This is a genomic window from Mycolicibacterium hippocampi, assembly GCF_010723735.1.
In the GTDB taxonomy this organism is placed as follows: domain Bacteria; phylum Actinomycetota; class Actinomycetes; order Mycobacteriales; family Mycobacteriaceae; genus Mycobacterium; species Mycobacterium hippocampi.
Genome location: NZ_BLLB01000002.1, coordinates 4,175,344 through 4,195,478, shown reverse-complemented (window position 1 = coordinate 4,195,478; position 20,135 = coordinate 4,175,344). Strand labels below are relative to the sequence as shown.

Sequence of the window (20,135 nt, the reverse complement as noted above, 5' to 3'; positions counted from 1 at the left end):
CACGGATCAACGGCCGAGGCGGTACCGCCGTTCCGGCCGGCCGACGCCGTACTGCAGGCGAAGTTCGACAGCGCCTGTGCTGAGGAAGTGCTCTAGGTAGCGGCGCGCACTCACCCGCGAAATACCCACCAGCTCAGCGCATTCCGCTGCCGACACCTCGCCGGCGTCGCGGACCGCGGAGATCACCAGTTCGCCGGTCTCCGCGCCGAGGCCCTTGGGAAGCGACTTGGTGACCGAGGGGCCGCCGAAAAGCGAGTCGATCAACGACTGGTCGGCGCCGCCGGCGGTCTCCAGAGCGTCCGCGCGGCTGGCGAACGCCGTGAGCTTGGCCTGCAACTGGACGAACTCGAACGGCTTGATCAGGTAGTCGGCCGCGCCGCCGTCCAGTGCACCGCTCACAGTGTCGAGTTCGCGGGCCGCGGTGATCATGATGACGCCCACCCGGTCGCCCGAAGAACGCAAGCGTTGAAGCACGTCCAGGCCGGTCATATCCGGCAGGTACACGTCGAGCAGGATCAGCGCCGGCTGGAGTTCCCGCGCCGCGGTGAGCGCTTCGGCACCCGTGCGGGCCACCCCGACTGCCCGGAATCCGTCCACCTGATCGACGAAACGGCGGTGGATCTCCGCAACCATGAAATCGTCGTCCACAACCAGCACGTCACGCATGGCTGTCCGCCGGGGGGGTCAGTCGCACCAGGAACTGTGCACCGCCATCGGGCGTGTCGTGGATCTCGACGGTGCCGCCGTGCTGTGCGGTGACCAGACGCACCAGTGCCAGGCCGATACCCCGCCCGCCGGGCACATCCGGCTTCGATGTGACGCCACGGGCGAAGATGGCCTCCCGTAGATCCTCGGGGACGCCGGGGCCCGAATCGCGCACCGAGATCGCCAACCCGTCCCGGTCCTCGATCGTCACGGTGACACGGGCCTCGACGGATCCGACAGAGACCTCCACCGCATTGTCGATGAGGTTGCCCAACAGGGTGATCACATCCGTGGCCAGGGCCGGGTCCAGGGGCGCCAGGTGAGATCCGGGATCCAGCTCCAGCGTCACCCCGCTCTCGGCGGCAAGGGAGGTCTTGGCGATCAGCAGGGCCGCCACCGCAGGATCGGAGATCCGTCGGGTGACCGCGTCGCTGATCTCCGCACGCCGTCGCGTCAAGGTGCCCACCAGATCACGGACGGAATCGTACTCACCGAGCTGGACCAGCCCCGATATCGTGTGCAGTTGATTGGCGAACTCATGGGTCTGCGCACGCAACGTGTCGGTGACGCTCTTGTGGGAGGACAGCTGCCCCTGCAGAGCAGCGAGCTCGGTGCTGTCGCGCATCGTGGTCACGGTGCCGATCCGGTGGCCCTGACTGGTCGCCGCCCGGCGGCTCAACGCCAACAGCTTGGTCCGGGTGGCGATCACGACATCACGACCCTCCTCGTCGTTGAGCAGGAACGACACCACCGCGGGGTCGAGACCGACGCTGTCCACCCGGCGTCCCACCGCCGCGCCGGTGACGCCGAGCAACTCCTGGGCACTGTCGTTGAGCACCGTGATCTCGCCGTCGTTGTTCACAGCAATCACACCTTCACGAATGCTGTGCAGCAACGCTTCCCGGTGGTCGGCCAGGTTCGCGATCTCGGCCACCTCCAGACCGCGGGTGTGTTTCTTGATCCGGCGGGACAGCAGCCACGACGCGACCATGCCCAGTGCCGCGGCCAGTCCCAGGTAGATCAGCAGGCGCTCGCCGGCACCGCTGAGCAGATCCCACACCGACGGGTAGGCCTCGCTGACCGAGGCCACGGCGAGGACGTCGCCGTCACCGGACAGGATCGGCACCTGACCGATGAGGCTGTGGGTGCCGTCGATGTCGGTGTCGCCGAACCAGGCCCTGCCCTCGTCGGCACGACTCGGTCCCAGATCCATCCGCGCGCCGACCCGTGCCGGTTCCGAAGACGCGCGCACCGTTCCATCGGGTCCGAGGACCTCGGCGAGGGTGGCCCCCGACAACGCCACCGCCCGGTCCACCTCCGGAGCGAGGGTGCGCGCCGCAAACGGATCGGCCGGCGCCTGTTCACTGCGGTCCCGCACGATCGGCGTGGACGCCATGTTCTCCGCCACGGCGATCATCCGCTGGCCGCGGACCTCGCGAAACTCCCGCGTGGACTGGGCCACCGACACCGCTGCCACAGCCACCAGCACCACGGCGACGACCATCAACTGAAACGCCAGGAACTGCCCGGCCAGGCTGCGTCCCCGCAGCAAGCCGCTCGCCGCCGACGAGATGTTCTTAATGACCAATACTTCCTTTGCGTCCACATCAGTGACTTGAGTCACGTCCGGCGTCCAGTATTGCTGAGCATCACATCCAGGTGATTGGGGACGACATGTTCAGATCGAGCGGCGGCAGGCGGGTGACCGGCGTGACGGCCGGCGCGATCATCGCCGTGATCGCCTCGTTGTTGCTCTCGGCGTGTGGGGTTACCCGTGGCGACGAGACCGGATTGCACAGGCTGCGCATGATGGTGCCCAACAGTCCGGGCGGCGGCTACGACCTCACCGCCCGAACCGCGGTCAAGATCATGGACGACGAGGAGATCACCGGCCGCGTCGAGGTGTTCAACGTCATCGGCGCCGGCGGCACGGTGGCCATGGCCCGATTGATGAATGAGCGCGGCAACGGCAACTTGATGATGATGATGGGCCTCGGCGTCGTCGGTGCCACCTACACGAACGGATCGAAAGCTCGCGCCTCGGACGCGACCGCCCTGGCGAAGATCGTCGAGGAGCAGGAGGGGATCCTGGTCCCGGCCGATTCGCCGTTCCAGACGGTGGAGGACTTCGTCACGGCGTGGAAGGCCGACCCGGCCAATGTCACGATCGGCGGGGGATCGAGTCCCGGTGGCCCCGACCATCTGTTCCCGATGGAGACGGCGAAGGTCGTGGGCGTCGACCCCACCAAGGTCAACTTCGTCTCCTACGACGGCGGCGGTGATCTGCTGACCGCACTGCTGGGCAACAAGATCGCCGCGGGCACCTCGGGTCTCGGCGAGTACGTCGACCAGATCGAGTCGGGCCAGGTGCGCGTCCTGGCCGTGTCGGGTCAGGAGCGGGTGGAGGGCGTCGACGCTCCGACGCTGACTGAGTCCGGCATCGATCTGACCTTCACCAACTGGCGGGGAATCCTAGCTCCGCCAGGTATTTCGGACGAAGACCGTCAGGCGATGGTGGAAGTCCTCGAAGAGTTGCACGCCACGCAGGCCTGGAAAGAGGCGCTGGTGAAGAACGGATGGAGTGATGCCTTCATGACCGGAGAGGCTTTCGAGGAATTCCTCACCGAGCAGGACGAACGTGTGGAGACGACACTGACGGATCTGGGACTGGTATGAGCACCCACACCGACGCCGCCGTCACGGTCGACACCCGCCAGCGGCCCGATTACTCGCAGTACATCGTCTGCGCGGTGATGGTCGCCGCTGGGGTGTATCTCATCTACGACGCGATGTCGATGCCCGGCGGCTACGCTGAGGTGGATCCCGTTGGGCCACGGTTCTTTCCGATGACCATCGGGGTGGGGCTGCTGGTGATGAGCGTCGTGCTGGCGGTCGCGATACCGCGTGGCTACAGGGGCGAGGCCGACGCGGGTGAGGACATCGATCCAGACATGCCGAGCGACTGGCGCACCGTCGGTCTGCTTGTCGGGCTGTTCGTCGGCCTCATCGTCTTCGTCACCCCACTGGGCTGGGTCATCACCAGCGCGCTGTTCTTCGCCGGGTGCGCGACGGTGTTGGGCAGCAGGCACTATGTACGCAACCTTGCGATCGGGGTCGTGTTGGCCGTCGCCAGCTTTTATGCGTTCTACTCCGGGCTCGGAATCCCGCTGCCCGCAGGCATCTTGGACGGGATTCTGTAAATGGAGAACTTCGACTGGCTCATGCAGGGCTTCGCCGAGGCCGCCACCCCGACGAACCTGATGTACGCCGTGATCGGCGTGCTGCTCGGCACCGCGGTGGGGGTGCTTCCCGGCATCGGACCCGCCATGACGGTGGCGCTGCTGCTGCCGATCACCTACAACGTCAGCCCGAGCGCGGCGTTCATCATGTTCGCCGGCATCTTCTACGGCGGCATGTACGGCGGGTCGACGACGTCGATCCTGCTCAACACTCCGGGCGAGTCGTCGTCGGTGATCACCGCCCTCGAGGGCAACAAGATGGCCAAGGCCGGCCGCGCGGCCCAGGCGTTGGCCACCGCCGCCATCGGCTCGTTCGTCGCCGGCGCCATCGGCACCACGATGCTCGCAGCGTTCGCACCCGCGATATCACGATTCGCCGTCACCCTCGGCGCGCCGTCGTATCTGGCGATCATGCTGTTTGCGCTCGTCGCTGTGACCGCGGTGCTGGGATCCTCGAAGATGCGCGGGGTGATCTCGCTGCTCCTCGGTCTGGCGATCGGAGTCGTCGGCATCGACTCGCTGACCGGGCAACCGCGCGCCACCTTCGGCATCCCGCTGCTCAGCGACGGCATCGACATCGTGGTGATCGCGGTGGCCGTCTTCGCGCTCGGCGAGGCACTCTGGGTCGCCGCGCATCTGCGGCGGCGCCCAGCGGAGGTCATCCCGGTCGGCCGGCCCTGGATGGGCAAGGAGGACTGGAAACGCTCATGGAAGCCCTGGCTGCGCGGCACCGCCTACGGGTTCCCGTTCGGCGCCCTGCCGGCCGGCGGTGCGGAGCTGCCGACATTCCTCAGCTACATCACGGAGAAGAAGCTCACCAAGCACCCCGAGGAGTTCGGTAAGGGGGCCATCGAAGGCGTAGCAGGACCCGAAGCCGCCAACAACGCTTCCGCCGCAGGAACTCTGGTGCCGATGCTGTCGCTGGGTCTGCCCACCAACGCGACCGCGGCGGTGATCCTGACAGCGTTCGTGTCCTACGGAATACAGCCCGGCCCGACGCTGTTCGACAGCGAGCCGATGCTGATCTGGACGCTGATCGCAAGCCTGTTCATCGGCAATTTCCTGCTGCTGGTGCTGAACCTGCCGCTGGCGCCGGTGTGGGCCAAACTGCTGCGCACTCCGCGGCCGTACCTGTACGCGGGCATCCTGTTCTTCGCCGCGCTCGGCGCGTTCGCGGTGAACCTGCAACCACTGGATCTGGTCCTGCTGCTGTTGTTCGGGCTGATGGGCCTGATGATGCGCAGATTCGGACTTCCGGTGTTGCCGTTGATCATCGGCGTCATTCTGGGGCCGCGCATCGAACGCCAGCTGCGGCAGAGCCTGCAGCTGGGCGGCGGCGACTGGGTGTCGCTGTTCAAAGAGCCCGTGGCGATCGGCACCTACATCATCATGGCGCTGCTGCTGTTGGCACCGTTGATCCTGCGGCTGATGCACCGCAGCGAGGAGAGCCTGTTGATCGTCGAGGATGACAGGGACCAGAAGCAGAAGGCGGGCAGGCTGTGATCGTCATCGGGTACACGGCGGACAGCTTCGGCCATGCCGCGCTGGAGCACGGTATCGCCGAGGCCCAGTTACGCGACACCAGCGTGTTGGTCATCAACGCGACCTCGGGGGAGTCCTACGTCGACTCCAGATTCGCCGGGACTCCTGAAGTTCACGACGTGGAGGCCCGGCTGGCGCAGTGCGGCGTGGAATTCGAGCTCGTCCAGCCGGTCGGTGTCGACCCTGCCGACGAACTGCTGGCCGCGATGGGCCGCGAGGAGGCGCAACTGCTGGTCGTCGGCATCCGGCACCGCAGCCCCGTCGGCAAACTGCTGCTCGGCAGCGTCGCGCAGAAGCTGATCCTGGAATGCCCGAAACCGGTCCTGGCGGTCAAGCCGCCGGAGGCGTGAATCGGCTGTGACAGCCTGGAGACATGGGAGAGTACGCAAGCGCATTCGGACCGCACGCACCGCAGGCTACCTACGTCGGCCACGAGTACCCCGAGCAGCTCTTCGACACCGGTGAGGTGGCGCTCAACTATGCGGTCGCCGGGGATGACCGCAAACCCCCGCTGCTGCTGATTCCGGGACAGTCCGAGTCGTGGTGGGGTTATGAAGCGGCCATGCCGATGTTGGCCGAGCACTACCATGTGCATGCGGTGGACCTGCGCGGGCAGGGCCGGTCGACCCGTACGCCGTTTCGCTACACGCTCGACAACATCGGCAACGACCTCGTGCGTTTCCTCGACGGCGTCATCGGGCGACCGTCGTATGTCAGCGGACTGTCATCAGGGGGACTACTCAGCGCGTGGCTGTCCGCCTATGCCAAACCCGGACAGGTGATTGCCGCCTGCTTCGAGGATCCCCCGTTCTTCAGCTCGGAGACGACGCCCAGTGTCGGCCCGTCCATCGTGCAGAGCATCGGGCCGCTGTTCGGGATGTGGGCGAAGTACCTCGGAGACCAGTGGAGTATCGGTGACTGGGACGGCTTTGTCGCCGGGGCGCCGCGCGAACTCGTCGACTGGCTGGCATTCATCGCGACGGTCGCCGGCGCCGATGCTCCACCGCAGAGTCTGCGCGAGTACGACCCCGAGTGGGGGAAGGCCTTCGTCACAGGCTCATTCGCTGCCAGCTGTCCGCACCACGTCATGCTGAGCCACGTCAAGGTGCCGGTGCTGTTCACCCATCACTCCCGCATGATCAACGAGCAGACGGGTGCGCTGATGGGCGCCTGCGCAGATCTGCAGGCTGAGCGGGTGGTGGATCTCGTGCAGAGCACTGGCCAGTCGCTGGACTACCGGTCGTTCCCGAGGATGGGCCATTCGATGCACGGGCAGGATCCTGCGTTGTTCACCGAGACACTCGTCGACTGGATCTCCGGACTCACATCCTGACGGGGTCGCCGGACTCCTGCGAGGGTATCGACTCGGAGTTCTTCGGTGACGTGGTGAGAACCGCAGCGATGCACAACCCGGCGATCACAAAACACAAGACCGCGTACCAGAGGCTGCCGGTCGGGTCGCCTGCCGCCGTGACACCGTCGGTGGCAGCGAGGTACGCGGGCAACGCGGCGAGCCACAGGACCGCCATGACAACCAAATAAGCGACGGCGTAGCCGAACATCAGCGGGTTGGAATGTGCTGGTGTGGTGGGTGTTCCGCTTCGCTGGCGGCGCCACTGGTTCCACAGTGTCGGGATGGCGACCACGGTGATGGCGACCAGCTCGGCTGCGTAGACGAAACCGGCCACCGCGGTGCTGCCTGACAACCCGCCCGCCAGCGTGGCCGGCAGCGGAAGCACGGCGGTACCGATGGACGCGAGCACACCGATCGCCACGGTGCGGCCGAGGATCTGGCCGCCCGAGAAGGTCCGGCCCTCGTCGACGTGTCGGCCGATGAAGAACTGCACACACAACGCCAGCGACATCGGCCACAGGGCGGCGAACACCACGACGCTGGGCAACGGCACCGAGTCGAAGAACGGCTGGTTCATCGGATGGTCCAGTGTCCATTCCCACCAACGCAACTGCGGGCCCAGATGGTCGAAGATCTCGTAGAACGCGTGGTGGACGAATCCCACACAGACCGCGCCGATCACGGTTCCGTAGCGGCGGAACACTCCGAGGCTGCGCACTATCTCGAAGGCCACCGTCGCCATCATCGGATAGATCGCCACGATGTAGAGCGGCAACCGGCCCCAGAGGAACTCGACGGTGAACACGTTGTGCGCGAACATCGTGTCGACGTGCTCGGCGATCCCGAACGCCGTCGGGAAGTACAGGGGCGGCTCGATGATGAGCAGATAGGCGATGGCGCCGAACCACAGCACGATGTTGGTCGGGTCGTTGTGGCGCCGGAGCCGGACGATTGCGTACACGAGGGCCATTACGGCACCGGCGATCACGGTGAGCTCGAGAACCGGCAGCGTCCAGTTCTCCAGTGCGAACGGGTTGCGGAACTCGACGAGTCCGCCGGCGGATTCACACGAGAATCCGAGCCGCGCGGCGAGATCGGCGAAGGTCGGAGTGCACAGATCAGACATGGGCGGTGCTTCTTTCGTCGTCGCGGTCGGCCGTGTACCACTGGGTCACGTCGTAGCCGGCGCCGTAGCGGTCGAACCATTCCTGCGCCAATGCGGGGAGTTGTTCGTTCGCGGGATCGTGCCCGGGGATCTGACTGCGCACGATTCCCGACAGTGCGACGAGTTGCTTCCTACGGGGGAGGTGGCGGAACGCATCGGCGAACGGGCCGTCGTCACGCACCTGGGTGAACGGCAGTCGTTGCCGCAGGGCCTTCGTGCGCCGGCGGATCCGGAACGTCGACATCGCATCGACCTTGCGGTCCGACAGCGGCACATGCCTGTTGAAGTCCTCGGAGGCCAGCCGGATGATCCCCATGACATGCTTGAAGATCGACGGGGCCACCCGCATGCGGTACCACGGGTCGTCGACGACCGCGTCGTAGATGGTCAGCGCCGAACTGCGGTGCTCCACCTCTTCGACGAAGTGCCACAGGAAAAGTGATGCGACCCGGTCGTCACCCGGGGCGAACAGTGTGTCGTCGTGATCGAGCATCAGCTTGAACACCGGGGTGAAGGTGGCCTCGAGATCGGCCGTATACGCCAGGCGGTACTTCAGGGGCTTGTTGGCGGTCATGTCGTCGAACGCGGCAACGACGCTGTCGAGGGTTTCTTTCAGCGCCGGGTAGGCCTTGATCAACCCCTTGGCGTGCTGTCGGTGCGCCATCGCGTGCTGACCCTCTTGGCGGACGAATGCGTCGGCCTCCTCGGCGACGGCCGGATCTCCGATGTGCGGCATCGCCTCGGGGATCATGCTGCCGATCATCTTCTCGAACCCGATGGCCAGGAACGACACCGCATTCGCCATCGAGGAGAACGCGGGATTGGTCTCGTTCCACACGAAGGGCACCGGGTGACTCGCGAAGGCGAATCGTAGCTTGCGGACTATCAGGTCGGTCACGGTCGAACCTCGGCAATCCTCAGTAATCATACGCAGCGGCGGTTAGATGTATGATTACTGTATTCCGGCTCCCACGTCAACGCCTGTGCTAGCGTCGGTGCCACGATGGCACGCAAACGCCGTGGTTGGGGCGGTGATCCGCCTGCCACCGATGCCGAAGCCGCACAGCGCATCGTCGCCGCCGCGGTCGATCTGATCGCCCGGACCGGGTCGGCCATCACGATCGCCGACGTCGCCGAGTCGCTCGGGGTCATCAGGCAGACGGTCTACCGCTACTTCTCCACCGCCGACGAGTTGATGCGCGCCGCCGCGATCGCGTCGGTCGACGGATTCCTCGATCAACTCGCCACACATGTGCACGGAATCAACGACCCCGCCGATGCCATGACCGAAGGGGTGATGTTCACCCTCGACGCCGTCGTCGCGATCCCGCACCTGGCAATATTGCTGTCCGCGCCGAGTCCGGCTGCCCGCCCCAGTGAGGTCACCTCGGAACTGGCGCAGGACTTCGGTATGCGGATGATCACCCGGTTCGACGTGGACTGGGCACACTACGGCTACGACGACGCGGCGCTACGTGATCTGGTCGAGTTCACGCTGCGGACCATGCTGTCCTTCTTCGTCGCTCCCAACGACCCGAGCCGTTCGCCTGCCGAATTACGGCAGTTCCTGAAGCGGTGGCTCGGCAGCGCGATCATCGCGCAGACCCGCGGGAGCGGAATCGATCCGTACACGACATCGACGAGATAGCTACGGAGGTTATTCGAACGCGATGACACCACGAATGTTATTGCCTGCGCGCAGATCCCGCATCGCTTCGTTGATGTCGTCGAGCTTGTACTTCTGCGTGACGAGTTCGTCGAGCTTGATGGTGCCGGCCTCGTACATCGAGAGCAACTTCGGCATCGCATCGCGGGGGTTCATCTCCCCGTAGAGCGCACCTTTCAAGGTTTTACAGGAACTCACCATGTCCGGGAGGCTCATCGGAACCATCAAGTCACTGACCTTCGTCATGCCCGTGAGCACACAGGTCCCGCCTTTGCGGAGCAACATCATGGCGACCATGATGAGGTCGGGGGGCACCACGCCAGGTGTCAGTACGACGCGGTCGGCCATCACCCCCCAGGTGAGCTCCTTGACCAGTTCGATCGCTGTACCGGCATCGGTGGCGGTGTGGGTTGCGCCGAAACTCGGGGCGATCTGGCGTTTGAATTCGTTCGGATCCACGGCCACGACGTGCCTGGCGCCTGCCACCTTTGCGCCCTGCACGGCGTTCATGCCGATCCCGCCGACTCCCACGACGACGACGGTGTCGCCCGGTTCGGTCCCCGCGGCGACAGTGCCGGACCCGAAACCTGTTGTGACGCCGCACGACACCAGTGACGCAGCCTCCAGCGGGATCCAGTCGTGGATCTTGACCAACGAGCGTTCGGAGGCCACGACGTACTCGGAGAAGGTTCCGACCTGCATCATCGCCATCAGGTCCTCGACACCATCCGGGCCGGACACGTGGCGGCGGCGGGTGTGGTCGGTCGTCATGTCCTTGCTGTAGATATCCGCACCGACATCACACAGGTACGTGTGTCCCGTGGCGCACCACCGGCAGTTGCCGCAGGCCGGGAAGAACGACACCGCGACGTGATCACCGGGCTCGAGAGTGCGGACTTCCGGACCTACTCGCTCGACGATGCCGGAACCCTCGTGCCCGCCGAGCATCGGAAACCATTCGGGAACCGGCACACCGGCCGCCCGCATCATCTCCTCCATGTCCGCGCTCGGCACGCTGTCGCCGGTGTAGAAGTGCTCGTCGGAGTGACAGATCCCGGCATAGGCCATCCGCACCAGCACCTCGCCCGCCCGTGGGTCATCGAGCTCGATGTCGGTGACCTCCCAGTCCATGCCGACGCCGCGGAGTACCGCTGCCCTGGATTTCATGTTCGTCTCCTCGGTTGGTTCTACGGGGTCAGGATGCCGGCCAGCCGACGGTCTTGGTCTCGGTGAAGATCTCCAAGCCCTCGATCCCGCACTGCCTTCCGATGCCGGATTGCTTGTAACCGCCGAACGGCGCATCGGCGCCGTACCAGAGTCCGCCGTTGATGCCGAGCGTGCCCGTACGAATGCGTGCGGCGACCGCCTTCGCCCGATCCAGGTCGCTGGCGAACACGACGCCCGACAGGCCGTAGATGGAGTCGTTCGCGATGCGGACGGCGTCATCGTCGTCGTCGAAGCCGATCACCGACAGCACCGGGCCGAAGATCTCTTCCTGGGCGATGGTCATCCGATTGTCGACGTCGGCGAACACCGTGGGTTCGACGTAGTACCCCGTGGACAGGTGCTTGGGGATGCTGCCGCCAGTGACCAGGCGCGCACCCTCTTGCTTGCCCGTCTCGATGTAACCCAGCACCCGTTCCTGCTGCCTCTTGGAAACCTGCGGGCCCTGCAGCACGGACGGGTCGGTCGGGTCGCCGTACTTGTTGCGCTCCATCGCGACCTTCACGATCTCAACAGCTTCGTCGTAGCGCGAGTTCGGTACCAGCAGGCGGGTGGGCATGGCGCAGCCCTGACCGGCATGCATCGAGATGAACGCACTGCCGGCGATCGAGGCCTTGAGATCACCGTCGTCTTCGAGAACCAGATACACGGATTTGCCGCCGAGTTCCAGGAACGTCGGTTTGATCGTCTGTGCAGCCGCCTGCATAACCCGCCGACCAGTGGCCGTCGATCCGGTGAAGGCAACCATGTCGACCAGCGGTGAGGTCGACAGCACCTCGCCGACGAGGTGATCCGACGAGGTGACGATGTTGATGACGCCGGGGGGAATGTCGGTGTTCTCGGCGATGATCCGGCCGATCCGGGTGGCGTTCCATGGCGTGTCCGGAGCCGGCTTGAGCACGCACGTGTTGCCCATCGCCAGTATCGGGCCGATCTTGTTCAGGATGATCTCGAACGGGAAATTCCAGGGTGCTATGACCCCGACGACCCCGATCGGTTCCTTCCATACCTCGCGCGTGGCGGGCGTGCCCATGCCGAATGCGTCCTTGTCGGGCAGCGACCGCTTCCACGGGAACTGGCTGATCATGTCGGCCGGCCAGGTCAACGCTTCGTTGAGGGGTACGTCGAGTTGGGGCCCGTAGGTGCTCAGTACGGGACAGCCCACCTCCGCGACGAGCTCGCTACGCAGTTCGTCGCGCTCGGCTTCCAGTGCAGCCTGCAATTGCCGGAGCCCGGCGGCCCGGGCCTCGCCGTCGCGTGACCAGTCCGTGTGATCGAAGGCGTGCCGTGCCGCCGCAACGGCTCGCTCCATGTCGGCCCGGGTACCGTCTGCCGCACCGCCGATCACTTCCTCGGTGGCGGGATTGACGTTGTCGAACTGCCGTCCTGATTCCGACTCGACGAGCTTGCCGTCGATGAGCATGCGAGATTCGTGTGTCACGGGTTGACGTCCTTCACCACTGTCGAAGTTCCTTCACCGCATCCGCCGGTCGCGGAGCCAGGGTCAAGTAGGGGATGAAACTGCTGTTGCCGCAACGGAGCACGGAATGGACCACCTCGGCGAGGTGGTCGGCATCAACGAGGCCGCCCTGCATGTAGCCGTTGTCCATCCAGAATCGGATCGCGGTGTCCAGCGCGGCGGCGTCCCAACTCTTGTTGAACTCTGTCTGTGAGTCGCCGCTGCCGCCGAAGCTGTCGCCGACCGCCAGCCGCGTGAAGCCGATGTTGGGGTGCTCGATTCTCCACGCCTCGACGAGCTTGTCCAGCGCAGCCTTGCTGACCGCGTAGGCACCCAACAGCGGCCATGGTGTGGAGTACGACGCGCTCAGCGAGGACAGGTACACGGCCGATCCGGCGCTCGCAGCCAGGTGCGGTGCAGCGGCAGCGGTCACCAGCGACGCTCCGGTGACATTGGTGGCGAACAGTTGCGCCCACTGCTCGGCGGTCACGTCGGCCAGTGGCGCCAGGACGCCCATCCCGGTGGTGTACACGAGTGCGTCCAAACCGCCGAAGTTGTCAGTCACCTCGGCGAAGGCACGTTGACAACTGCTCTCGTCGGTGACGTCACACGCGACCGCGGCTGCGTCGTTTCCCGCTTCCTCGGCCGCGTTCTCGAGCCGGTCCTTTCGACGGGCCATGAAGGCGACTCGGGCGCCCCTCGCGGCCAGACCGATGCCGATGCACCGCCCGAGTCCGGCTGACGCGCCGACGACGGCGACCCGGAACGGGGAGTCGTCCGACAGTCGGGGTCGCTCGTCAGATGGATGCATGAGTCTCCTTGTGCCGGGTAGAGGCAAAGCTATCAAGACTATAGAGGGACAATATGCGAAAAACGAAAACAATCGTTTCCGGGTGAGATCGTGCGATCCGGGCATGGCGGAAAGACATCAGGGGCGCAGCGCTTTTCGACTGTTCGGCGCAAAGCTCAGCAGTAGGCGCTCCAGAATCCTGGCGGCTCGTTGGCGCGCATCCGCGGGATCCGGCGCGTGGGCAACCAGCAGCGCGCCCTCCTCTACGGCGGCCACGAGCATATGCGTCAGTTCGCTGACCGGTTGGTCCTCGATGATCCCCTCGGAGATCGCTTCGCCGACCTTCTTCTGGATCATCGCGATGCTGTTCTGCTCCTGGATGGCGCGCACCGCCTGCCATCCGAGTACGACCGGTCCATCGAGCAGCATGACTCGCTGAACCTCGGGCTCAACGGCCGCCCCGAGGAAGCTGTGCAAACCGCGGCTCAGCCGTTCCCACGGGTCCGCGCCCCGGGGTGGCGATGTCAGCGATCTCAGGGTGAGGTCGCGTTCCACCTCCTCGAACACTGCCCGAAACAGTTCGGCCTTGTCCTTGAAGTGGTGGTAGAAGGCTCCGCGGGTACCCACCCCGGATCTGGCTACCAGGTCTCCGATGCTGGTGTTGAAGTAGCCGTGGGCAACGAACAGCTCGCGGCCCGCGTCGATCAGATCTCGGCGGGTCTGGCCGCCGCGCTCACGTCGCTCGTGGTCGGTGCCACCGCGCTTCGCCATGTCGACATCGTAACAACCTTCATGATGTATGTTGCCAAGATGGCTGACGACGAAGCACGCGCATATGGTTCGGTCGCTCCGCTCAAAGTCGGTTTGCTCAACGACTATCCGACGATGGGCGACACTGACAACGACACCGTCGACGCGATCCGACTGGTCATCGACGAGGCGCTCGCGGCCGGGCGAATCGATCGCCCGGTGGAACTGGTCCGGCGCAACGTGGTCGGCCTGCCCAACGGAACCTACGCTGCGGTGGAGCGGGCGTTCGACGAACTCGTGGGGGAGGGCTGCCTTGCCATCTTCGGGCCGTGGATCTCCGACAACGTGGTTCCGTTGCGTCCCCACGTCGACGCGACGGCGCGGACGCCGATCATCACCCTGTCCGGCTCGGAGGGTGCGTTGGGTGAATGGTGCTTCGCATTGAACAACGGCTCGATGGCCGAGGAGCCGGTGATGCTGGCCGCTGTCATGCTGGGCGACAACAGGTCGCGCATCGCCATCGCCTACGAGGCGTCGCTGATCGGCAAGGAATATCTCTCGTTCGCCGAAAAAGCCTACACGGCAGCGGGTTTGACCGTCGTTTCCACAATGGCGATCCCGCAGGTGGAGGCGGACAAGGCCGACGTCGTCGACCGGCTGCGAGCCGCAGAACCGGATGCCCTGGTCCACGTCGGATTCGGCCACGGCCTGTGGGGATTCACCGACGCATTGCTGGCCGCCGGCTGGGATCCTCCGCGCTACACCACGACCGCCTTCGAAATGGCGCACATCAATGCGGAGTGGATGCGCCAGCTCGCAGGCTGGGTCGGGCTCGACAGTTACGATGAGCGCAACGCGGTGGGGCAGGCCTTTCTCGATCGATTCGAGGCGCGATACGGACGACGGCCGGGCCACTCGATGCCGGGGCTGGCTCACGATGCGGCCACGGTGATCGTCCGGGCACTGGAGGGGGCGCGGCCGTTGACCGGTGGAGGTGTCAAGCAGGCGATGGAGCAGGTCAAGCTGATTCCGGCGGCCAGCGGCGCACCTGGGACGTTTCTGCGGTTCGGTCGTTTCATCCGCCAGGGGTGGCTGGGTAGCGACTACCTGGTCGCCCGCCGCGTGCTCCCGGATGGATCCGGTCACGTGTTTCACGCAGCTCCCAGTGCGAACATCTCACGTGCGGTGGGCGTCGGCTGACAGTTGGATCGCGCCGAAAACCGGAGCGGAGACGATTCCCGAGCTCTGTTCGCGGACGTAAGGGATCGCGCGCACCGCGCTCATCGCGATCATCAGGTGTCCGGGCATGGCATGTCCCCCGGGGGGTGGCTCGTCGTCCCAGCCGACATCCAACTGCAATTCGAAGCTGGGCACGCCTTTGATCACCGCGCGGATCAGCGGGGCTTTCTCCCCGGGCGCGAGCGGCTTGAGACCCCACTGGGGAAGGTCGCGGGTGAGCACCCATTCCTCGTGGATGGCCAGCAACGGACGACCCGACCAGTGACCAGTCCAGGAAAATCGCTGACCCACGACGGTTCCGGGATCGATCACGCCGGCTTTGACTTCGATGGGGTACGTCAGCGTCGTGCAGTCCACCGCCACGTCAATATGTGTCAATTGGATGCCGAGGACGTCGGCAGTGGCGTTGAGCGCCTGTCGGTACGCCATGTCCAGCTTCTTGATGATCGGTGAGTCGACGGTGACGTCGGCTGGCGAGCGGCCCATCCCCATCAAGTCGATCAACATCGGCCGACTGTCGACGGCCGAGACGTCGGTGGCCTCGTAGAGGTCGATGCGGTCGATGGACTTGCTCAACCCGGTGACGGTGGTGACCAAGCGCTCGAACATGAAGCCCGGATTCTCGCCAGCGGCGTGGAAATGCGAGCTCCCGGTTCGGCACGCGTCGAGGAAGGCATCGGTGGTGGCGGTGCCGTAGGTGGGGAGGTGGTTGTACGACGTCGTACTGATCACGTCGATACCGGCGGCCAGCATCCGGCAGATGTCCTCGGCGTTCGTTTCGACTGCGTGCGCCTTGCTGGCCGCGTGCACGACGACCTCGGCGCCTGACGCCATGATGACATCCTTGTCCGTGGTGGCCCGGACTCCCGTCGTCGGCGGAAGTCCACACAGTGCGCCCGCATCGAGCCCGTCTTTGGCAGGGTCGTAGACCAGCACACCCACCAACTGGAAACTCGGGTTCTCGATCAGTTCCCGCAGCGCCGCGCGGCCGACCGCGCCCGTTGCCCACTGCGCCACTCGAATCGTCAATCGATCACTCCTGGTAGTGCTTTCGAAGGTGGTCAACCTGCCCGATCAATCAACCTACATGATGTATGTTCGCAACCACCAGGGTGTATGTTGAGCGTGTTCCGAAGTAGTGAGGGGTCGCCGCATGGTGGAATCGCCAACCGTCGAGGAGCTCGAGCAGAGCATCCGGGATGCGCAGGACAGGTTCAACGTGGGAATGGGGGCAGACGGCGACGCCTCCCCGTATCCGCTGCTGAAGCAATTGCGCGCGCAGGCGCCGGTCCATCCGGGCTGGCCGGAAATGGGCCTGACCGGCAACTCGGGCGAAGGAACGCAGACGTTCACCGCCTACACTTTCGACACGGTCAAGGCGGTCTTCACCGACAACGTCACGTTCAGCACGCGCTGCTACGAGGACATCGTGCGTCCGCTGCAGGGTCCGACGATTCTCGAGATGCAAGAGCCCGAGCACGCCGTGTACCGCAAGTTGCACGAGTTCGCGTTCGCCCGCTCGTCGATGAAGCGATGGGACGGTGAACTGGTCGGTCCACTGGTGGACCAGACCATCGCGAAGTTCAAAGAGGACAAGCGCGCAGATCTGGTCGACGCGGTGTTCATGCCGATTCCGGTGCGGGTGATCGCTGCACTGTTGGGACTCCCCGAGGCCGACGTTCTGTGGTTCCATCGTCTGGCGATCGACATGCTGGGGTTTCGTGCCGACATGGAGGCCGCGATGACGGCCTCGGCGCAGATGAAGGACTACTTCGTCGGCATCTTGGCCGAAAAGCGGAGATCGCCGCAAGACGACATGGTCTCGATTCTGGCTGCGGCTGAGGTCGACGGCGTGAAGATGTCCGACGAGCAGATCTACGGCTTCATGCGAAACCTGTTGCCTGCCGGAGCGGAAACCACCTCTCGATCCACGGCAAGCCTGGCCCTGGCATTGTTGACGCACCCGGACCAGCTCGACGCGGTGAGAACCGACCGGAGTCTGTTGCCGCAGGCCATCGAGGAGGGCATTCGCTGGGAGACTCCGCTGTTGAACTTCATGCGTGAGGTCACCTGCGATACCGAACTGGGCGGAGTGCGCATTCCGCGAGGGTCGACCATGATGCTCAGTCTGGGCAGCGCCAATCACGACGAAGGCCGCTGGAAAGACCCGGAACAGTTCAACATCTTTCGGGAGCGCAAGCCGCACATCGGTTTCGCGCACGGTGCGCATGTGTGCTTGGGGATGCATCTGGCGCGCTTGGAGAGCACGAAGATCTTCAACGCCCTATTCGACGAGCTACCAGGCCTTCGACTGGATCCCGAGGCCCCAGCGCCGTACATCACCGGCACCATGTTCCGCTCCCCGTCCAGACTTGACGTGGTTTGGGATTGAGGACACCGATGACACGAGTCATTCAGTGGGCCACCGGCGTGACCGGAACGATGTCGCTCCGCCACGTCATCGCCCGAGATGATCTGGACCTGGTGGGCGTGCGCGTGTACGACCCCGCCAAGTCAGGTGTGGATGCGGGCTCTCTGTGTGGGATTTCCGAGATCGGCGTATCGGCGACCGACGACCGCGACGCACTGCTGGCCACAGACGCCGATGTGGTGCTCTACATGGGCAAGGTCGAAACCGACACACCCGGATGTTTCGCCGACGTCTGCGACCTCCTGGCGTCCGGAAAGAACGTGATCACCACCGGTAGTCGTTTCGTCCACCCACGTTCTCTGGACGCAGCACTGGCCGATGCTATCGAAACATCCTGCGGCACAGGTAACTCGACGTTCCTGGGCCTGGGTCTGTATCCAGGTTTCGTCGGCGAGTCGCTCGCCCCGATCCTGTCGCGGATCACCGCGCGCGCCGGCCGCATCGATGTCCGCGAAGTGCTGAACTACTCCACCTATGCAAGTCACGACCTGATCTTCAACGCGATGGGTTTCGGCTTCCCGCCCGAGGACACCACTCCGTTGCTCACGAACACCGAATATGCCGCCAGTGCCTGGATCGGCAGCGCCACCGTGCTCGCTCAGGCGCTGGGCCTGCGCATCCGCGGCGTCGAGGGGTACCGCGAGGTCGCCACGACGCCGAGGGCGTTGTCGGTGGCAGCCGGTGAGATCCCTGAGGGAACGGTGGGCGCGATGCGCTTCGGAGTGGTGGCCGACTGCGGCGAGGTGACACTGTCCGTTGAACACCTCACCCGCATGGCCGATGACCTGGCACCGGAGTGGCCGACCGAAATCGGCTACGAGGTCACCTTTTCGGGCGAGCCGAATCTGCGATTGCACTTGGTGATCGGTTCGCAGGACGAGGACCACGCGGAACAAGGTTGTCTGGCCACAGCCATGCACGCGATCAATGCGATTCCCGTGGTGTTGGCGGCCGCCCCGGGGCTCTACGATTTGTCTGCCATGGCTCCGTTCACATCACACAGAACCCACTACCGGCTCCATGAGCGCTGAATGTCGCCCAGATTCCTACTCGTCGCGGCCGGTGGTGTGGGTGGCCCCCGCTACGGGGAGCACGCGGCGCCCTCGATACGACCTATCGGATGCACCACCGGGAACTGACACGATGCTTGACTTGCTACCGTCCGGGAAGGGGCTGTTCCGATCGTCATGAACCGCATCTCATTCGCCGACCGAGTTGTACTCGTCACCGGCGGTGGCCGTGGACTAGGCGAGGCCTATTGCCGTGAGCTGGCACAGCGCGGCGCAGCCGTCGTAGTGCATGACAACGGATCAGACACCGCGGGCCACGGTGTCGATCCGGCGCCGGCACATGAAGTCGCGAATTCCATCCTCGCTGCCGGAGGGCGTGCCGTTGCATGCGCCACTGATGCCAGCACCGAGACCGGGGGACAGCACGCAGTCGAGTTGGCGCTAGCCGAGTACGGCCGCCTGGATGCAGTCGTCGCGAACGCTGGAATCATCCACGAAGACGCTTTCGACGACTGGCCGACCGACCGGTTCGAGGCTCTGCTCCGCCACCACCTGTTGGCGGCGTTCCACGTCGTCCGTCCCGCTTTCGCAAGAATGAAGGACGCGAGATTCGGTCGCATCGTCTTTGTTTCCTCTGCCGCGGGTGTTTTCGGGCAACCCCGCTTGGCCGGGTACGCAGCCGCCAAGACGGGAATACTCGGACTGATGAACGTCGTAGCGTTGGAGGGTGCGGAGTACGGCATCACCGCAAATGCGATCATGCCGATGGCGGCAACTCGGATGGCGATGGCATTGATGGCCGAGGCTGCGGAGACACCCGATGGCCGGGAATTCCTCGACACCTTGCGGGTCGACCAGGTGGCGCCAGTCGTCGCGTTTCTTGCCAGTGAGGCGTGTACCAGGACGCGGCTGACGCTTAGTGCCTTTCGCGGCAGGGTGGCGGCACTGCAAATAGGCGTCACCCGCGGCTGGCATAGCCCTACCGGATCTCTGAGTGCTGAGGACATTGTGACGCATCTGGACGAGATCACTGACACGGGGGACCTGCTGGTGCCGGGATCGATCTTCGACGAAATGTCTTACGTGCCGTGAGCTGGACGTCGCCATCGTCGTGGCAGACGACCAACTGCCGATGCTTTCCCATCACGAGCCCACGCAGGGGTTGCACCGGGCTACGGGCGACCGGGCAGAAGCGAACTGCGACCGATGGGTAGCTTCACGGTGGTGGCCCCGATTTTGACACCCGGAATCGAGGCATCGTCCGTTACTGCAGTCCGACAATCGAACTCACCGATCGCCCCCGAGTGTACGCACTGTCTGCTTGGGGGGAAGGGCGGTTTCGATGCCCGAACTCCCCGCGTCGCGGTCGGGCGACTGCCCAACGATCTCGCTTTCGCAAAGATTCGACGGGTGACGCTCCCGACTCGCACGTTCAAGAACAACCGAGCCGGTTGGGATTTCGTGGATTGATTGGTGGTTGGCCGGCATCGGGAGAATCCTCTCAACACGGCGGCTGCGGATGGCTATCCGCGAAGCGTGTCGGTTGCCACAGCTGAACGCG

General features: G+C 64.9%; 19 protein-coding genes. 10 read left to right on the top strand and 9 right to left on the bottom strand.

Translation table 11 applies throughout. The features are described 5' to 3' along the window. Positions 1-6: 6 nt before the first annotated feature. Positions 7-666, bottom strand: a complete 660-nt coding sequence (locus tag G6N53_RS21240) for a response regulator (protein WP_163891717.1) — start codon at positions 664-666, stop codon at positions 7-9. After that, positions 659-2,209: a sensor histidine kinase gene (locus G6N53_RS21235; RefSeq protein ID WP_237166772.1), complete on the bottom strand. Its 1,551-nt coding sequence runs from the start codon at positions 2,207-2,209 to the stop codon at positions 659-661. The genes G6N53_RS21240 and G6N53_RS21235 overlap by 8 nt, the downstream gene beginning before the upstream one ends. A 170-nt stretch (positions 2,210-2,379) precedes the next feature. Between G6N53_RS21235 and G6N53_RS21230 the strand changes: the two genes are divergently transcribed. The 5 genes from G6N53_RS21230 to G6N53_RS21210 are packed head-to-tail and all read left to right on the top strand — an operon-like array spanning position 2,380 to position 6,819. Next, a complete protein-coding gene (locus G6N53_RS21230; protein ID WP_163891715.1) occupies positions 2,380-3,381 on the top strand; it encodes a Bug family tripartite tricarboxylate transporter substrate binding protein in 1,002 nt (333 codons plus the stop codon). After that, the gene (locus G6N53_RS21225) at positions 3,378-3,905 is read left to right on the top strand and encodes a tripartite tricarboxylate transporter TctB family protein (RefSeq protein WP_163891713.1); all 528 of its coding nucleotides are present in this window, start codon (positions 3,378-3,380) and stop codon (positions 3,903-3,905) included. The genes G6N53_RS21230 and G6N53_RS21225 overlap by 4 nt, the downstream gene beginning before the upstream one ends. Further along, positions 3,906-5,447: a tripartite tricarboxylate transporter permease gene (locus G6N53_RS21220; RefSeq protein WP_163891711.1), complete on the top strand. Its 1,542-nt coding sequence runs from the start codon at positions 3,906-3,908 to the stop codon at positions 5,445-5,447. After that, positions 5,444-5,836 (top strand): universal stress protein, encoded by a 393-nt coding sequence (locus tag G6N53_RS21215; RefSeq protein WP_163891708.1) that lies wholly within the window; start codon positions 5,444-5,446, stop codon positions 5,834-5,836. The genes G6N53_RS21220 and G6N53_RS21215 overlap by 4 nt, the downstream gene beginning before the upstream one ends. A 23-nt stretch (positions 5,837-5,859) precedes the next feature. Further along, entirely contained in the window at positions 5,860-6,819 is a 960-nt protein-coding gene (locus G6N53_RS21210) for an alpha/beta fold hydrolase (protein WP_163891707.1), read from the top strand. On the opposite strand, the gene G6N53_RS21205 is transcribed toward G6N53_RS21210, so the two are convergent. Together G6N53_RS21205 and G6N53_RS21200 are read right to left on the bottom strand one after the other, a co-directional pair. Then, a complete protein-coding gene (locus tag G6N53_RS21205; protein ID WP_163891705.1) occupies positions 6,809-7,966 on the bottom strand; it encodes a hypothetical protein in 1,158 nt (385 codons plus the stop codon). The two genes, G6N53_RS21210 and G6N53_RS21205, sit on opposite strands and share 11 nt — an antisense overlap. After that, complete coding sequence (locus tag G6N53_RS21200; protein WP_163891703.1) at positions 7,959-8,903, bottom strand: metal-dependent hydrolase; 945 nt, start codon at positions 8,901-8,903, stop codon at positions 7,959-7,961. The genes G6N53_RS21205 and G6N53_RS21200 overlap by 8 nt, the downstream gene beginning before the upstream one ends. 105 nt (positions 8,904-9,008) lie before the next feature. Between G6N53_RS21200 and G6N53_RS21195 the strand changes: the two genes are divergently transcribed. Continuing rightward, on the top strand, positions 9,009-9,653 hold the full coding sequence (locus G6N53_RS21195; RefSeq protein ID WP_163891701.1) for a TetR/AcrR family transcriptional regulator: 645 nt from the start codon (positions 9,009-9,011) through the stop codon (positions 9,651-9,653). Between the two features lie 9 nt (positions 9,654-9,662). Here the strand turns inward: G6N53_RS21195 and G6N53_RS21190 are convergent, their stop codons facing one another. From G6N53_RS21190 to G6N53_RS21175, 4 genes are all read right to left on the bottom strand, one after another. Continuing rightward, on the bottom strand, positions 9,663-10,838 hold the full coding sequence (locus G6N53_RS21190; RefSeq protein ID WP_163891699.1) for an NDMA-dependent alcohol dehydrogenase: 1,176 nt from the start codon (positions 10,836-10,838) through the stop codon (positions 9,663-9,665). 28 nt (positions 10,839-10,866) lie between these two features. Further along, positions 10,867-12,318, bottom strand: a complete 1,452-nt coding sequence (locus G6N53_RS21185) for an aldehyde dehydrogenase family protein (protein WP_163896175.1) — start codon at positions 12,316-12,318, stop codon at positions 10,867-10,869. Between the two features lie 31 nt (positions 12,319-12,349). After that, complete coding sequence (locus tag G6N53_RS21180; RefSeq protein ID WP_163891697.1) at positions 12,350-13,165, bottom strand: SDR family oxidoreductase; 816 nt, start codon at positions 13,163-13,165, stop codon at positions 12,350-12,352. A 117-nt stretch (positions 13,166-13,282) separates the two neighbouring features. Continuing rightward, positions 13,283-13,915 carry a TetR/AcrR family transcriptional regulator gene (locus G6N53_RS21175; RefSeq protein ID WP_163891695.1) on the bottom strand — a complete coding sequence of 211 codons (633 nt, stop codon included), beginning with the start codon at positions 13,913-13,915 and terminating at the stop codon, positions 13,283-13,285. Positions 13,916-13,954: 39 nt separating this feature from the next. On the opposite strand from G6N53_RS21175, the gene G6N53_RS21170 reads away from it, so the two are divergent. Further along, positions 13,955-15,094 (top strand): ABC transporter substrate-binding protein, encoded by a 1,140-nt coding sequence (locus G6N53_RS21170; protein WP_163891693.1) that lies wholly within the window; start codon positions 13,955-13,957, stop codon positions 15,092-15,094. On the opposite strand, the gene G6N53_RS21165 is transcribed toward G6N53_RS21170, so the two are convergent. Next, positions 15,071-16,162: a dihydrodipicolinate synthase gene (locus tag G6N53_RS21165; protein ID WP_237166595.1), complete on the bottom strand. Its 1,092-nt coding sequence runs from the start codon at positions 16,160-16,162 to the stop codon at positions 15,071-15,073. The genes G6N53_RS21170 and G6N53_RS21165 overlap by 24 nt on opposite strands. 124 nt (positions 16,163-16,286) lie before the next feature. Here G6N53_RS21165 and G6N53_RS21160 point away from each other — a divergent pair, with 124 nt between their 5' ends. The 3 genes from G6N53_RS21160 to G6N53_RS21150 all read left to right on the top strand — a co-directional run bounded on the left by G6N53_RS21160 (position 16,287) and on the right by G6N53_RS21150 (position 19,666). Continuing rightward, the gene (locus G6N53_RS21160; RefSeq protein ID WP_163891691.1) at positions 16,287-17,525 is read left to right on the top strand and encodes a cytochrome P450; all 1,239 of its coding nucleotides are present in this window, start codon (positions 16,287-16,289) and stop codon (positions 17,523-17,525) included. A gap of 8 nt (positions 17,526-17,533) precedes the next feature. Then, positions 17,534-18,595: an NAD(P)H-dependent amine dehydrogenase family protein gene (locus G6N53_RS21155; protein ID WP_163891689.1), complete on the top strand. Its 1,062-nt coding sequence runs from the start codon at positions 17,534-17,536 to the stop codon at positions 18,593-18,595. A 156-nt stretch (positions 18,596-18,751) separates the two neighbouring features. Continuing rightward, the gene (locus tag G6N53_RS21150) at positions 18,752-19,666 is read left to right on the top strand and encodes an SDR family NAD(P)-dependent oxidoreductase (protein WP_163891687.1); all 915 of its coding nucleotides are present in this window, start codon (positions 18,752-18,754) and stop codon (positions 19,664-19,666) included. Positions 19,667-20,135: the final 469 nt, after the last annotated feature.